Below are 13,983 nucleotides of genomic sequence, written 5' to 3'. Positions count from 1 at the left end.
TGGAATAGGCTCGGTTAACGGAAGGGCAAGAGTAGCGGAAACACAAGACGCGAACCTGACATCCGCCTTAAGGTCTCAGGGCTTGCCGGGCAGTTCCGGCTGCTCGCGCCGGCCCTGTTCCGCGTCCGGCCGGCGCAATGGAATGCGCACCGTGAATTCGCTGCCCTTGCCCGCCCCTTCGCTGCGCACCTCGACCGTGCCCTGGTGCAGCGCGACGATCTCTTTCACCAGCGCCAGGCCGATGCCCAACCCGGCGCCGCGGTCGGCGCGCCCGCTCTCGGCCTGGGTGAAGACGTCGAAGATCCTGGGCAGCATCTCCGGCTCGATGCCCTTGCCGCTGTCCTTCAGGTAGCAGATGAAGTGGGTCTGGTCGACGGTGGCCGTCAGCCACACGTCACCTCCCTGCGGGGTGAACTTGACCGCGTTGTTGAGCAGGTTGACGAAGACCTGCTGCATCCGGCGCGCGTCCACCTCGACCTCGATCGGCAGGGGCGGAAAGCTGCGGTGGATCGCGATCCCCTTGAACTGCGCGGCGGTGGCGCAGCCGTCCACCGCGTCGTTCAGCAGGGCCTGGTATTCGACCGGCTCGTAGTTGATGCTCATCTTTCCTGTACTGACCCGGGCGACGTCGACCAGGTCTTCGACCAGGCGCTCGAGCAGGCCGAGCTGGCGCTCCATCACCTGCAGGGGCCGCTCCATGGCGGCGGCGTCGCCCGCCTGCATGCGCATCAGCTGGACCGCCGTCTTGAGCGGCGACAGCGGATTGCGCATCTCGTGCGCGATGGTCCCCAGGAAGACGTCGCGCCTGGATTCACGTTCGCTGGAAGCCTTCAGTTCGTTCTCGAGATAGCGGGTGCGCACGCGCAGGTGGGTGGCGTCGCGGAAGATCTTGACGAAGCCCGTCACCCGCCCTGCTTCGCGGTGCAGCGGCAGGCTGACGCCGCTCGACCAGAACCAGGAGCCGTCGCGCCGCAAGTGCCAGCGCTCGTCCTCGCCGACCCCGACCAGGGCGGCCGTATTGGCTTCGTGCTCGTCGAGCCTTTGCGCGCGGTCTTCGGGAACGAACAGCATGGCGGTGGGCTGGCCCAGCACCTCGGGCGCCGTCCAGCCGGTGATGAACTCGGCGCCCGAGTTCCAGCCCGTGATGCGCAGCTCGGCATCGTAGAACATGATGCCGTACTGGCGGGTCTTTTCCAGCAGCAGGGTGTGCAGCGCGCCGGCGTCTTCGCGCTTCCAATACAGGGATCCGGTGTCGGTCATGTCGACGTCATCGTTTTATTGTCTCGGACACCATTGTATCGGGCCGCAAGCCGCGCACGGCATGGCCGTGGCGGCTTGTGGCACGGCGGCTCAGTCCTGCGCGATCAGGGCGACCGGCGCTGCCGCCGGGAACTGCACCTTGCCGCCAGTCACTACCGCGGTTTTGCCCGAGTACCAGTCGCGCACCGTCTGGCCGTCGTTGAACACGCCCGCGACCGAAATCGGCACCGCCTTGTCCTTCGGCAGGTCGAGCGCGACCACCACGCGGTCGGTCACGCCATCCTTCTGCCAGGTGCGCTTGAAGGTGTAGGGGCTGGAGGCCAGCATCTGGTGCACGCCGGCGCCGACGGCTGGGTGGGCGGCGCGGAAGCGGCCCAGCTTGGCCCAGTGCTCGCGTACCTCGGCCACCCGGTGGGCGCCGCGCTGTGCATTCGCTGCCAGTTCGTCCCAGTTCATGAAGGAGCGCAGCTTGGCGTCGCCTTCGGCGCCTTCGATGTCGAGCAGGCGCGCGGTCTCGTCGCCGTAGTAGATCTGGGCGGCGCCCGGCGCTAGCAGCAGCTTGTTGGCCGACTCGATCGGGCGCTGGCGCGCCGGGTCGAAGGGGCTGCCGTCGTCGTGCGAGCTGAGGTAGTTCAGCACCCCATAGCCCTTCATCGGACCATGCAGCGCCTTCGAATAATCCGAGAACAGCTGTTCGTAGCCCTTGGCCGCGTCGGACTTCATGCTGAAGTTGATCATGTTGTCGAAGCCGTTGGCAAGCCAGTCGACCTTGACATTGCCGCCCATGTCGAAGCTGCGGCCGTGGTGGATCGAATAGTTGTAGACCTCCGAGGTCATGAAGAAAGGCAGGTTGCCGAGGCGCTTGGACGGGTTTGCGCGCTTCCATTCTTCATAAGCCAGGCTGGCTTCTCGCTTGAGTTCCTTCCACACGCCCGGCTCGGTGTGCTTGACGGTGTCGGCGCGGAAGCCGTCCACGCCGTACTTGCGCACCCAGTCGGCATGCCACTTGATGAGATAGTAGCGCGGTGCGCGTGGATAGCCGGTGCGCTTGAAGAAGTCGTCCAGCTCCTTCACCTCGCGCTCGTAGCGCCCTTCCTTCTTCCACTTTGCCACCAGGTGCGGCGGCAGCGCCACGTTGGCATTGCTATTGGTGAGGAAGTCCGGCAGGTTGTCCACCAGCGTGCAATCGACCGTGGTCGGCGCATCCTTGTAGGTGCACTTCGGCCCCGTGCGCACCCAGTCCTTGGGCCAGACCGGGTCCTGCGCGGTGACCGGGCCGGTATGGTTCATCACCACGTCGAGGATCACGCGGATGCCGTTGGCGTGCGCGGTCTCGACAAAGCTGCGGAAGTCCTTCTCGGTGCCCAGGTTGGCATCCACGGCGGTGAAGTCCTTGGCCCAGTAGCCGTGGAAGCCATAGGACAGGCCCGTGCCCTCGTCGGTCGGCCCGTGGATCTGCTCGACCGGAGGCGTGAGCCAGATCGCGTTCACGCCGAGCTCCTTGAAGTAGCCGTCCTTGATCTTGGCCGTGATGCCGGCCAGGTCGCCACCCATGAAACCGCGCAGCTTGGCGGCGTCGGCCTTGCGGCCGTACGCCAGGTCGTTCGCCTTGTCGCCGTTGTTGAAGCGGTCCGTCAGCAGGAAGTAGACGGTGGCGTTCTCCCAGACGAAGGGCTTGCCGGCCGGCTGGCTGGCGGTGGTCTGTGCGGCTGCCTGGGTAGCGACGCCAAAGGCGAGCAGCATGGAGGCGGCAAGGACGGGAAGTTTCATGCGGGTTCCTGTGGTTGGTGGTGGGTCAGGTAATCACGGTCGGGCGCTCCCGGCCGGTGCGCTGGCGCAGTTCCGCCACGCTGTCGGCGATGGCGATCAGTTCGGAGAGAGCGTCTTGGGTATCGAGTTCGTGGCGGGCGGGGTCGGCCTCGTAGCGTTCGAGGTAGAGGCGGATGGTCGCGCCTTCGGTGCCGGTGCCGGACAGGAGGAACACGATGCGCGAGCCGTCCGCCATGATGATGCGGATGCCCTGGCGTGTCGCCACCGAACCGTCGACCGGGTCGTGGTAGACGAAGTCGTCGGCCTCGGCGACGCGGAAGCTCCCCAGCGTCTGGCCGGCCAGGTCCGGCAGCTTCGCGCGCAGGGCCGCCATCAGGCTGTCCGCGGCGGCGGCGTCGACCGCTTCGTAGTCGTGGCGCGAATAGTAGTTGCGGCCGAAGCGGGCCCAGTGTTCGCGCACGATCTCGTTCACGGACGCATTTGCCGAATCCTTGCGCGCGGCCAGCAGGTTCAGCCAGAACAGCACGGCCCACAGGCCGTCCTTCTCGCGGATGTGGTGCGAACCGGTGCCGTAGCTTTCTTCGCCGCACAGCGTGACCAGGTTGGCGTCCATCAGGTTGCCGAAGTACTTCCAGCCGGTCGGGGTCTCGAAGCAGGAGATGCCCAGCGCATCCGCGACACGGTCGGCCGCCTGCGAGGTGGGCATCGAGCGCGCGATGCCGGTGATGCCCTTGGCGTAGCCCGGCGCCACGGTGGCGTTGGCGGCGATGATGGCCAGGCTGTCCGAAGGCGTCACCGCCAGGCCGCGGCCGACGATCATGTTGCGGTCGCCGTCGCCATCCGACGCGGCGCCGAAGTCCGGCGCGTCAGGGCCGTCCATATGGGCGATCAGGTCGGCGGCATTCACCGGGTTCGGGTCCGGATGGCCGCCGCCGAAGTCCTCCAGCGGGTCGCAGTTCACCACCGTGCCGCTTGGGGCGCCCAGCATGCCTTCGATGATGGCTTTCGCGTAGGGACCGGAGACCGCGTGCATGGCGTCGAAGCGCATCCGGAAACTTTGGCCGAACAGCGCGCGGATCGCCTCGAAGTCGAACAGGCGCGCCATCAGCTCGCTGTAGTCGGCCACCGGGTCGATGACCTCGACCACCATGTTTTCCAACCGGGTGCGGCCCGGCTGGTCGAGGTCGACCGCGGCGGCGTCGCTGATGCGGTAGGACCTCACCGCCTGGGTGTGGGCGAAGATCGCCTCGGTGATCTTCTCGGGCGCCGGGCCGCCGTTCTCGATGTTGTACTTGATGCCGAAGTCGCCGTCCGGGCCGCCGGGATTGTGGCTGGCCGAGAGCACGATGCCGCCGAAGGCGCCGTGCTTGCGGATCACGCAGCTCACCGCCGGGGTGGACAGGATGCCGCCGCGCCCCACCAGGCAGCGGGCGATGCCGTGGGCGGCCGCCATGCGCAGGATGGTCTGGATCGCTTCGCGGTTGAAATAGCGGCCGTCGCCGCCGACGACCAGGGTGCGCTCCGGGCCCTCGCCCAGGGTCAGGAAGATTGCTTCAACAAAATTCTCGAGGTAGCCGGCTTGCTGGAACTCGGTCACCTTCTTGCGCAGGCCCGAGGTGCCGGGCCGCTGTCCGGCGAACGGCATGGTCGGGACGGTCTGGATGGTCATGCTTCGCTCCTGTCGTTATAACGAATTGCAACATTCACTGATGTTGATAAAACGTTACGATACGACAGGCGCGGAATCACTGGCGCAAGAATTAGATTGCGGCCTTGACCGGGGCTGCGCGGTCGGTCACGAACAGGGTCAGCACGGCCGCGAGCAGCATGCTGGCGCCGCCCAGCGCCACCGTCATGACGGTGTGGCCGCCGAAGAAGTGCTTGGTCACGCCGCCCAGCAGCAGGCCGCTGACGATCTGCGGGATCACGACGAAGAAGTTGAACAGGCCCATGAAGTAACCCATGCGCTTGGCCGGCAGCGAGCCCGCCAGGATCGCGTAGGGCATGGTCAGGATCGAGGCCCAGGCCAGGCCGACGCCGATCATCGGCAGCATCAGCATGTTCTTGTCGGTGATCAGGACCAGGCTGGCCAGGCTCAGGCCGCCGACCGCCAGGCAGGTGGCGTGCACGGTCTTGCGGCTGGTAGCCCGCGCGAACACCGGCAGCAGGAAGGCGGCCAGCGCCGACACCCCGCTGTACACCGCGAACATCACGCCCACAAAACTGCCGGCAGCCTGGAAGTTCGAGGATTGCGCATCGGTGGTGCCCCAGACGTTGTCGGCGATCGCCGAGCCGGTGTAGATCCACATCGCGAACAGCGCGATCCAGGTGAAGAACTGCACGAAGGCCAGCTGCACCATGGTCTTCGGCATCTTGGCGAAGCCGCCGAGGATCTCCTTGACGGCCACGCCAACGCTGCGGGAATGCTTGCGCTCGGCGTTGAAGGCGTCCATGTCGGGCGGCGGCAGTTCGTCGGCGCTCACCACGGTCCACAGCACGGCCAGGAAGAAGATGGCGCCGCCGGCATAGAAGGAATAGCGCACAGTCTCGGGAATCATCCCGCCCACCGCTTCGTTGGACACGCCCATCGATTCGAAGAACACCGGCAGCAGGGATGCGATCACCGCGCCGCAGCCGATGAAGAAGGTCTGCATCGCATAGCCCGCGGTCTGTTGCGAGGCGTCCAGCTTGTCGCCGACGAAGGCGCGGAACGGCTCCATTGAGACGTTGATGGCGGCGTCCATCATCCACAGCACGGCCACGGCCATCCACAGCGCGGCGGAGTTCGGCATCAGGAACAACGCGATGGCGGCCAGCACGGCGCCGATGAAGAAGAAGGGGCGGCGGCGGCCCCATTTCGGGTGCCAGGTGTTGTCGCTCAGGTAGCCGATGATCGGCTGCACCAGCAGGCCCGTCACCGGCGCGGCCAGCCAGTACAGGGCCAGGTTATCGGGGTCGGCGCCCAGCGTCGAAAAGATGCGGCTGGTGTTGGCGTTCTGCAGTGCGAAGCCGAACTGGATGCCGAAGAAGCCGAAGCTCATGTTCCAGAGCTGCCAGAACGACAGGCGCGGCTTGATGGCCGCGGTTTGCATATCCATGTGTGTCCCCAATGACGGCCCGGACCTGAGCGGGCTCTCGTGTGATGCAGGCAGCCCACAGCAGGCCGACCTACAGGTAGCTGTAGCAAAATAACATGGCGATTTCTGAGTGTCAATCGAAGAGCTGTCATAGTAGAATCGACACAACAGAGGGCGCCAGAGCGTGCACTCTGTAGTCAAACAACAGAATAATTGACCAAGGAGACTACGCCATGCCCTTGTTTCGCCCTACCCTCCTTTCCCTCCTGCTGGCCGCCGCCGTCGGCGCTCCGGCGTTCGCCGCCGACAAGCCTGCCGACAGTGCGAAAGCCTCGACCGCTTCTGCCGGCGTGAGCCTGCTGGGCGAGCCGCTCGCGATGCCGGGACTGGAACGCAAGCGCCAGCTGCGCCTCTACCTGCCGCCGGGCTATGCGACCTCGAACAAGCGCTATCCGGTGCTGTACATGCACGACGGCCAGAACCTGTTCGACGAGGCCACCGCCTACGCCGGCGAATGGAAGGTGGACGAAACCCTGGACGCGCTGGCCCGGGAAGGCAAGCTGGAAATGATCGTGGTCGGGATCGACAACGGCCAGGACAAGCGCATGACGGAGCTGAACGCCTGGGACAACGAGCGGATCGGCAAGGGCGAAGGCCGCGCATACACCGACTTCATCGTCAAGACCGTCAAGCCGATGATCGACAAGCAGTACCGCACCCTGCCCGGTCGCGAGCACACCGCGATCATGGGCAGCTCGATGGGCGGCCTGGCCTCGCACTACGCGCTGGTGCAGTACCCGCAGGTATTCAGCAAGGCGGGCGTGTTCTCGCCGGCCTACTGGACCGCGCAGCCCTCCTTCGATTTCGTGGCCGCCAAACCGGTGCCCAAGGATGCGCGCGTGTTCCTGCTGATGGGCGAGAAGGAAGGACCACAGATGAATGCGGACGTCAAGCGCATGGCGGAGGTGGTGAAGAAGACCGGGCATCCGGCGGCCAACACGGTCTTGAAGATCGTGCCGGGGGCGGAGCACAACGAGGCGTTCTGGGCGGGAGAGTTGCGCGAGGCGCTGCTGTGGATGTTTGCGCCGGATAAGACGTGATACATACCGTGAACGGCGATGCCGCCCACGGTACGATCAATCTCAGCCCTTGCGATGCGGCTTCTTGCCCGCGTCCTTCTTGAAGAACTTCTTCTTCGGCGCCGCGGTGATCGGCGCTTCCAGCCCGTCGCGCGTCATGTTCAGCTGCTGGCCGGCCACCCACACGGTCTTGAGGTGGTCGATCAGTTCCTGCGTCATGTCGTCCGGCAGGTCGATGGTGCTGTAGTCGTCGTAGATCTCGATGCGGCCCATGTACTTGGCCGGCATGTCGGCCTCGTTGGCGATGGCGCCGACGATATTGCCCGGCTTGACGCCGTGCTGGTGGCCGACCTCGATGCGGAAGGTCGCCATGCCCGGTTCCGCTTCGCGCACCACGCGCTCCTTCTTGAATGCCGGTTCGCGCGGTTCACGCACAGGACGCGCCGGACGTGCCTGTCCAGGACGGTCTTCCCACGCAACTTGCTCGCGCGGCACGAAGTCGGCGCGCTCCGGACGCGCCTCGCGGTCCGGCTTTTCCAGCAGCAGCGGCTGGTCGCCGCGCGCCAGCTTGGCCAGGGCGGCGGCGATGTCCACCGCCGGCACGTTCTGTTCGCGCTCGTACTCTTCGATCAGCGAACGGAACACTTCCAGCCCGCCTTCGGCCAGCGTGCTGGCGATCTGCTCCTTGAATTTCGCGATGCGCACGTCGTTGACCGCCTTCACGGTCGGCAGCTGCAGCGGCGCCACCGGCTGGCGCGTGGCGCGCTCGATCGCCTTCAGCAGGCCGCGCTCGCGCGGCGTGATGAACAGGATCGCCTCGCCGCTGCGGCCGGCGCGGCCGGTACGGCCGATGCGGTGGGTGTAGCTCTCCGGGTCCGAGGGCACGTCGTAGTTGACCACGTGGCTGATGCGCTCGACGTCGAGGCCGCGGGCGGCGACGTCGGTCGCCACCAGGATGTCGATCTTGCCGTTCTTGAGCTGCTCAATGGTGCGTTCGCGCGCCTGCTGGGCCATGTCGCCGTTGATGGCGACGGCGGCGAAGCCGCGCGCCTGCAGCTTGGTCGCCAGCTCTTCGGTGCCGAGCTTGGTGCGCGCGAACACGATCATGCCATCGAAGGGTTCCGCTTCCAGGATGCGGGTCAGCGCATCGAGCTTCTGCATGCCCGCCACCAGCCAGTAGCGCTGGGTGATGTTGGCGGCGGTGCCGGTCTTGGCGGCGACCGTGATTTCCTGCGGATCGCGCAGGTAGGTCTTGGCGATGCGCTTGATCGCCGGCGGCATGGTGGCCGAGAACAGCGTGGTCTGGCGCTCCGGCGGGGTCTGCTGCAGGATGTGCTCGACGTCGTCGATGAAGCCCATGCGCAGCATCTCGTCCGCTTCGTCCAGCACCAGCGTTTTCAGCTGGGACAGGTCGAGCGAACCCTTTTCGATGTGGTCGATCACGCGGCCCGGGGTGGCCACGACCACGTGCACGCCGCGGCGCAGGGCCGACAGCTGCGGGCCGTAGCTCTGGCCGCCGTAGATCGGCAGCACGTGGAAGCCCTTGATGTGGGCGGCGTAGCTCTGGAAGGCTTCGGCCACCTGGATCGCCAGCTCGCGCGTCGGCGCCAGCACCAGCGCCTGGGGCGTGGCCTGCTTGATGTCGATGCGCGACAGGATCGGCAGCGCGAAAGCGGCGGTCTTGCCGGTGCCGGTCTGGGCCTGCCCGAGCACGTCACGGTTGGCCAGCAGCAGCGGAATGGTCGCGGCCTGGATCGGCGATGGCGTTTCGTAGCCGACGTCCTTCAGCGCCTTCAATACGGGCGCGGAGAGGTCGAGGTCGGCAAAGTTCGGGAGGGGGGTGTCAGACATGGCAAAACTTTCAAAGTTGATACTGAAGCCGCAGTTTACTCTCTCGCGCAGCGAGGGCGGGCACTATTTGGAACGGGGCTGTTTTTTACCAAGTGGAAAAAACGGCGGCCCCATGCGCCTTCACGCATGGGGCCGCGAATGATACAGGGTAAGCGCTACATTTTCCTGGCCGCGCACATCCTGGCAATGTAGTCGTTATGCGACGGCATGACGTCGACGCACTTGGCGATCACTTCGCGCACGCTCTCCAGGTACTCGGCAATGTCCTGGTCCGACTGCGCGTCGGCCAGCGGGTGGTAGCCGTCGATCGGCATGTTCTGCCCTTCGAAGACCTGGATCCAGCCGACTTCCGAGAACAGCTCGTTGTCGACCCGGACCACGCGGCCGTGCGAGCGGTACATGGCCATCTTGTGGCGCAGCGTGTCGGGAATCGCCATGTTCGCGCACTCCTTCCAGTATGCCGAATCGGTGCGCTGGTTCAGGTGGTAGTGCAGGATGATGAAGTCGCGGATGCGCTCGTAGTCGAAGCGCGACTGGCGGTTGTATTCGTCGCGGTCGATCGCGCTCCAGCCGCGGTCCGGGAAGAAGTCGAGCAGGCGCTGGATGCCGGACTGGATCAGGTGGATGCTGGTCGACTCCAGGGGCTCGAGGAAGCCGCTGGCCAGGCCCAGGGCCACCACGTTGCGGTTCCACGCCAGCTTGCGCATGCCGGTCTGGAAGCGGATCAGGCGCGGCTCGGCCAGCGCGCGGCCGTCCAGGTTGGCCAGCAAGGTAGCCGCGGCCTCGTCGTCGCTGATGAAGCGGCTGCAGTACACGTGGCCGTTGCCGGTGCGGTGCTGCAGCGGAATGCGCCACTGCCAGCCCGACTTGTGGGCGGTCGAACGGGTATACGGCGTGATGACGGGCGCCGATTCGCAGGGCACGGCCAGCGCGCGGTCGGCCGGCAGCCAGTGGGTCCAGTCCTCGTAGCCGGTCTGCAGGGTCTGTTCGATCAGCAGGCCGCGGAAGCCCGAGCAGTCGATGAACAGCTCCCCTTCCACGCGGGTGCCGTTTTCCAGCTCGACCGCGTCGACGTGGCCGTCCGGCTCGCGCAGCGTCGCGCGCGTGATCTTGCCTTCGATGCGCACCACGCCGCGCGACTCCGACAGCTTGCGCAGGAATTTCGCGTACAGGCTGGCGTCGAAGTGGTAGGCGTAGCCGATGTCGCGCAGCGGCGAATTCGGCACGTCGAAGCGCGGCGGCATGAACTTGTTGGCTTTCGACGCCATGCGCGTGATCGAGTATTCCTCGAGCGGCGCGGCCTTGCCCGCGCGGCGCATCTTGTTCCAGTACTGGTCGAAGGGCAGCGTGGCCAGGTCCTGGCCGAGGCGCCCGAAGCCGTGCATGTAGCGGTCGCCGAGCTTGCCCCAGTTGACGAACTCGATCCCCAGCTTGAAGCTGCCCTGGGTCTCGCGCATGAATTCGTTCTCGTCGATGCCGAGCACGCGGTTGAAGCGCTGGATCATCGGGATGGTCGCCTCCCCCACGCCGACGATGCCGATCTCGTCCGATTCGACGAGGCGGATGTTGTAGCGGCCGTTGAGGACGGTGGACAGCGCGGCCGCGGTCATCCAGCCGGCGGTGCCGCCGCCAACGATGACGATGTCCTTGATTGGTTCAGTGTGCATGTGAGATACCAGGGTTTTGTAGGGTGGGCGGCTGTGCCGCCCACGCGGTGATAGCTACATGGTGATATTTCGCGAGGGTGCAGGCGACCGTTGAACGCGTGGGCGGGGAACCCGCCCACCCTACGAAAAACAACCCCTGGCAGACCAAAGTCTGGCAGGGGTCATTACTTTACCTCAGTTCAGCTCAGCTTAGAACTTGTAGCTGGCGCCGAAGTGGTAGGTACGGCCATAGTCGACGCGGTTGGTCGGGTTGTTCTCGTCGTCGGTGAACTCCAGGAACGGTGCGTTGTTCCAGTTCTGCGCCTGGGCGAACAGGCTCACGCCCTTCAGCCAGCCGCTCTGGATTTCATACGACGCCTGCAGGTCGACCACGGTCTCGCCCTTGATGAAGGTCAGCTGCGCATTGTCCTGGTAGTCCGACACCTGGCCCAGGAAGCTCGAACGCTTGCGCGCCGCGGCGGCGATCTGGAAGCCGTTCTTCTCGTAGTACAGGCGCAGGTTGCTGACCTTGCGCGACAGGCCCGGCAGCGGGATGCTGATCGCGCTGCCGGTCACGTTGGCGAAGCCTTCGCGCGGCAGGTCGATGCTGCTCTTGGTATCCGAGTGGTTCAGCATCACGCCGAAGCCGTCCAGGTACTGGCTCGCCATCGAGAACGGCAGGTTGATCGCCAGCTCGTAACCGTACAGGTTGCCGCCATCGCCGTTCATCGGCTGGGTGAAGCGGCCGATGGTCCCGCCGCCCGGCGGCAGGGTGGTTTCCGGCGAAATGGTCTGCGCGAAGTCGTAGTCGCGCGCCATGCGGAAGATGTAGGTGTCGAGCTTCTTGTAGAAGACGGCAGCGCTGACATAACCCTTGTTGCCGAAGTACTTTTCGTACGACAGGTCGAAGGCCTTGGCGCGGAACGGCTTGAGCTGCGGGTTGCCGCCGCTGCTGGTCAGGACCGACACGCCCTGCTGGTTGCTGAGCGTGACGTTCTGGCCGGCGCGCAGGTCGTCCAGGTTGGCGCGCGAGACGACCTTGGCCAGGCCGACGCGTACCTTCTGTTCGTTCTTGAGGTCGAAGGACAGGTTCAGGCTAGGCAGGAAATCCCAGTACGTGGAGCTGTCGGTGACGCGCATGCCCGGGCAGGACGTCGGGGTATTGCCCTTGCAACGGCCGCTGTCGACCTGGTAGCCGCCACCGGTCTGGTCCGAGTAGATCGCCTGGATGCCGGCGTTACCGCGGTACGGCAGGCCGAACAGCTCACCTTCCAGGTCGCCCATGGCGTAGCCGGTCCAGATGCGTTCCTTGACGTCCCACCACTTGTTCAGGATGTCGGCGTCGACCTTCGGCGCCAGTTCGTAGACCGTGCCCAGCGAACCGCGCGGATCCCACGACACCACGTTGAAGCCCGAGGCGCCGGCTTGCGCCACTGCGCTGCCCGGCACGTCCGCGGCGCCGGTTGGGCTGCCGCCGATGATCATCAGGCGGCCGTCCTGGCCGGTACGCTCCTTGTCGCGCATGGTGAGGTTGAAGCCGTAGGTGGTGCCGACCACAGGACCCCACTCGACCGCCTTCTTGGCGGACAGGCGCAGCGCCTTGACTTCGTCCTCGACGTACGGCTGGCCGAGGTAGCCGGCCTGCGGCGATGCCGCGCCGCCCGACCAGCCCATGGTGTCGGTCAGCTTGACGGCGCCACGGTCGGCGTAGTTCAGGCCCGGGGTGTACTTCACTTCGGTGACGTTGGCGCCGTTGAAGCCGGTGTAGCGCAGCGAATCCTGCTGGCCCGGCAGGGTGCCGGCGGTGGTTTCGTAGCGCGAGCCCAGCTTGGTGGCCTTCGACCAGGTCAGGTCGGCCATCGTGGTCCACTCGCCCAGTTTCAGCTCGTTGTTCCAGCCGATGGTCTTCAGGTCGTCTTCCGCGCCTTCGTAGTGGTTACGCACCACGCCCTTCCAGTTGGTGATGGTGCCGCTGGTGGCGACGCCATTGGCCACGGTCGCCTGGCTCAGCACGTGCGGCAGCTCGTAGGCGCCGCCGGCATTGCCGGCCACGCCGGCTTCGAAACCGGTCTTCTTCAGGCCGGTCTCGCCTGCCGAGTAGAACACGTCGACGGTCGACTTGAAGTTCTTGTTCGGACGGTACTGCAGCGAGGCGAAGGCGCCGTCGCGGTTGTGCATGTTCTGCTCGGTGTCGTAGCCGAAGCCGTTCGGGACCTTGACGGTGGCGCCGTTGTAGGTCATGTCGGCGGTGCCCCAGGAATTGAACTTCGACTGGCCGCCGCCCATTTCCTCGTAGCGGGTGAAGCCCACTGCCACGCCGATGGTGCGGTTCGCGAACTGGTCGATGTACGACAGGGTGGCGCGCTTGCCGTCGCCTTCCGGCAGGCCGTCGCGCTGTTTCACGCCGAGGCGGCTCTTCTTGTAGCTGACGGCGACGGTGCGCTTGCCGAAGTCCAGCGGCTGCACGGTGCGCAGGTCGATGGTCGAAGCCAGGCCCTGGCCGACGACGCTGGCGTCCGGGGTCTTGTAGATGACGATGGAACCCATCAGTTCGGCCGGGAACAGGTCGAACTCAGGCGAACGGGCATTGCCGGTCGAGGCCATTTCGCGGCCGTTCAGCAGGGTGCCGTTGAAGCTCGGCGACAGGCCGCGCACCGAGATGTCCGATGCCTTGCCCGAGCTGCGGCCGCGCTGGGCCGACACGCCCGGCAGGCGCGCGATCGATTCGGCGACGCTCTGGTCCGGCAGCTTGCCGATGTCTTCGGCCGAAACGGCCTCGACGATCGAGGTGGAATTCTTCTTGATCGAAATCGCCGCTTCGATACCGCGGCGGATACCGGTCACCTGCACGGTGGCGACGCCCGGCTGGACGTTCGCGGTGGCGCCCGCAGGGGCCGGCTCGGCGGCGGTAGCTGCCTGCTCGGCCGAATTCGGCTGGGTGGCAACGCTCGACGTGGCGCTGGTGGTCGTGGTGGTGTTGTCCTGCGCGGTCGATTGCGCGTAGGCGCTGCCCGCGAAGACGGACAGGAAGACTGCGCAGCCGGCGGCAACCGGGCTCAGCTGGAATGCAAGGCGGGCCGGCTCACCGGCGCGCTTGGTTGCGAAGATATTCATTTGTCCCCTCAATAAAGACACAATAATTTTTTCCCGAAACTACAGCGCGACAGGCAGCTGCACGCCAGCCTCAAGCAAACGTTTTTGGACGTTCAGCCGAGGATTCTGTATTAAAACTAGATGCACTGTCAACGGGAGTTGCTTGTTACTACGATAATGGCATGTTTTTCAGAAAATCGGCAGCAC

Annotated in this window: 8 protein-coding genes; 1 reads left to right on the top strand and 7 read right to left on the bottom strand. The window is 65.7% G+C overall.

Annotation, left to right across the window (positions count from 1 at the left end; all coding sequences use genetic code 11):
* Positions 1 to 75: 75 nt before the first annotated feature.
* From FG94_RS18100 to FG94_RS18085, 4 genes are all read right to left on the bottom strand, one after another.
* Positions 76 to 1,260, bottom strand: coding sequence for a PAS domain-containing sensor histidine kinase (locus FG94_RS18100; RefSeq protein ID WP_051996904.1), 1,185 nt, complete (start codon positions 1,258 to 1,260; stop codon positions 76 to 78).
* A gap of 90 nt (positions 1,261 to 1,350) precedes the next feature.
* Positions 1,351 to 3,030, bottom strand: a complete 1,680-nt coding sequence (locus tag FG94_RS18095) for an alpha-amylase family glycosyl hydrolase (RefSeq protein WP_036214456.1) — start codon at positions 3,028 to 3,030, stop codon at positions 1,351 to 1,353.
* A 25-nt stretch (positions 3,031 to 3,055) separates the two neighbouring features.
* Positions 3,056 to 4,699 (bottom strand): alpha-D-glucose phosphate-specific phosphoglucomutase, encoded by a 1,644-nt coding sequence (locus FG94_RS18090; RefSeq protein ID WP_036214455.1) that lies wholly within the window; start codon positions 4,697 to 4,699, stop codon positions 3,056 to 3,058.
* A 91-nt stretch (positions 4,700 to 4,790) separates the two neighbouring features.
* Positions 4,791 to 6,128 (bottom strand): MFS transporter, encoded by a 1,338-nt coding sequence (locus FG94_RS18085; RefSeq protein WP_036214453.1) that lies wholly within the window; start codon positions 6,126 to 6,128, stop codon positions 4,791 to 4,793.
* 212 nt (positions 6,129 to 6,340) lie between these two features.
* On the opposite strand from FG94_RS18085, the gene FG94_RS18080 reads away from it, so the two are divergent.
* On the top strand, positions 6,341 to 7,207 hold the full coding sequence (locus tag FG94_RS18080; protein ID WP_081926068.1) for an alpha/beta hydrolase: 867 nt from the start codon (positions 6,341 to 6,343) through the stop codon (positions 7,205 to 7,207).
* Between the two features lie 42 nt (positions 7,208 to 7,249).
* On the opposite strand, the gene FG94_RS18075 is transcribed toward FG94_RS18080, so the two are convergent.
* From FG94_RS18075 to FG94_RS18065, 3 genes are all read right to left on the bottom strand, one after another.
* Positions 7,250 to 9,037: a DEAD/DEAH box helicase gene (locus FG94_RS18075; protein ID WP_036214451.1), complete on the bottom strand. Its 1,788-nt coding sequence runs from the start codon at positions 9,035 to 9,037 to the stop codon at positions 7,250 to 7,252.
* Positions 9,038 to 9,192: 155 nt separating this feature from the next.
* Positions 9,193 to 10,704, bottom strand: coding sequence for a tryptophan halogenase family protein (locus tag FG94_RS18070; RefSeq protein ID WP_036214450.1), 1,512 nt, complete (start codon positions 10,702 to 10,704; stop codon positions 9,193 to 9,195).
* A gap of 189 nt (positions 10,705 to 10,893) precedes the next feature.
* Positions 10,894 to 13,797 (bottom strand): TonB-dependent receptor, encoded by a 2,904-nt coding sequence (locus FG94_RS18065; RefSeq protein ID WP_036214449.1) that lies wholly within the window; start codon positions 13,795 to 13,797, stop codon positions 10,894 to 10,896.
* Between the last annotated feature and the right edge of the window lie 186 nt (positions 13,798 to 13,983).

The organism is Massilia sp. LC238, assembly GCF_000735635.1.
Lineage (GTDB): Bacteria > Pseudomonadota > Gammaproteobacteria > Burkholderiales > Burkholderiaceae_D > Telluria > Telluria varians.
This window is presented reverse-complemented; position numbering and strand designations above follow the sequence as displayed.

What these genes read in the sequence shown, in the direction of transcription:
- FG94_RS18100 (WP_051996904.1), bottom strand. Translation starts at nt 1,260, where the DNA reads ATGACCGACACCGGATCCCTGTATTGGAAGCGCGAAGACGCCGGCGCG.
- FG94_RS18095 (WP_036214456.1), bottom strand. Translation starts at nt 3,030, where the DNA reads ATGAAACTTCCCGTCCTTGCCGCCTCCATGCTGCTCGCCTTTGGCGTC.
- FG94_RS18090 (WP_036214455.1), bottom strand. Translation starts at nt 4,699, where the DNA reads ATGACCATCCAGACCGTCCCGACCATGCCGTTCGCCGGACAGCGGCCC.
- FG94_RS18085 (WP_036214453.1), bottom strand. Translation starts at nt 6,128, where the DNA reads ATGGATATGCAAACCGCGGCCATCAAGCCGCGCCTGTCGTTCTGGCAG.
- FG94_RS18080 (WP_081926068.1), top strand. Translation starts at nt 6,341, where the DNA reads ATGCCCTTGTTTCGCCCTACCCTCCTTTCCCTCCTGCTGGCCGCCGCC.
- FG94_RS18075 (WP_036214451.1), bottom strand. Translation starts at nt 9,037, where the DNA reads ATGTCTGACACCCCCCTCCCGAACTTTGCCGACCTCGACCTCTCCGCG.
- FG94_RS18070 (WP_036214450.1), bottom strand. Translation starts at nt 10,704, where the DNA reads ATGCACACTGAACCAATCAAGGACATCGTCATCGTTGGCGGCGGCACC.
- FG94_RS18065 (WP_036214449.1), bottom strand. Translation starts at nt 13,797, where the DNA reads ATGAATATCTTCGCAACCAAGCGCGCCGGTGAGCCGGCCCGCCTTGCA.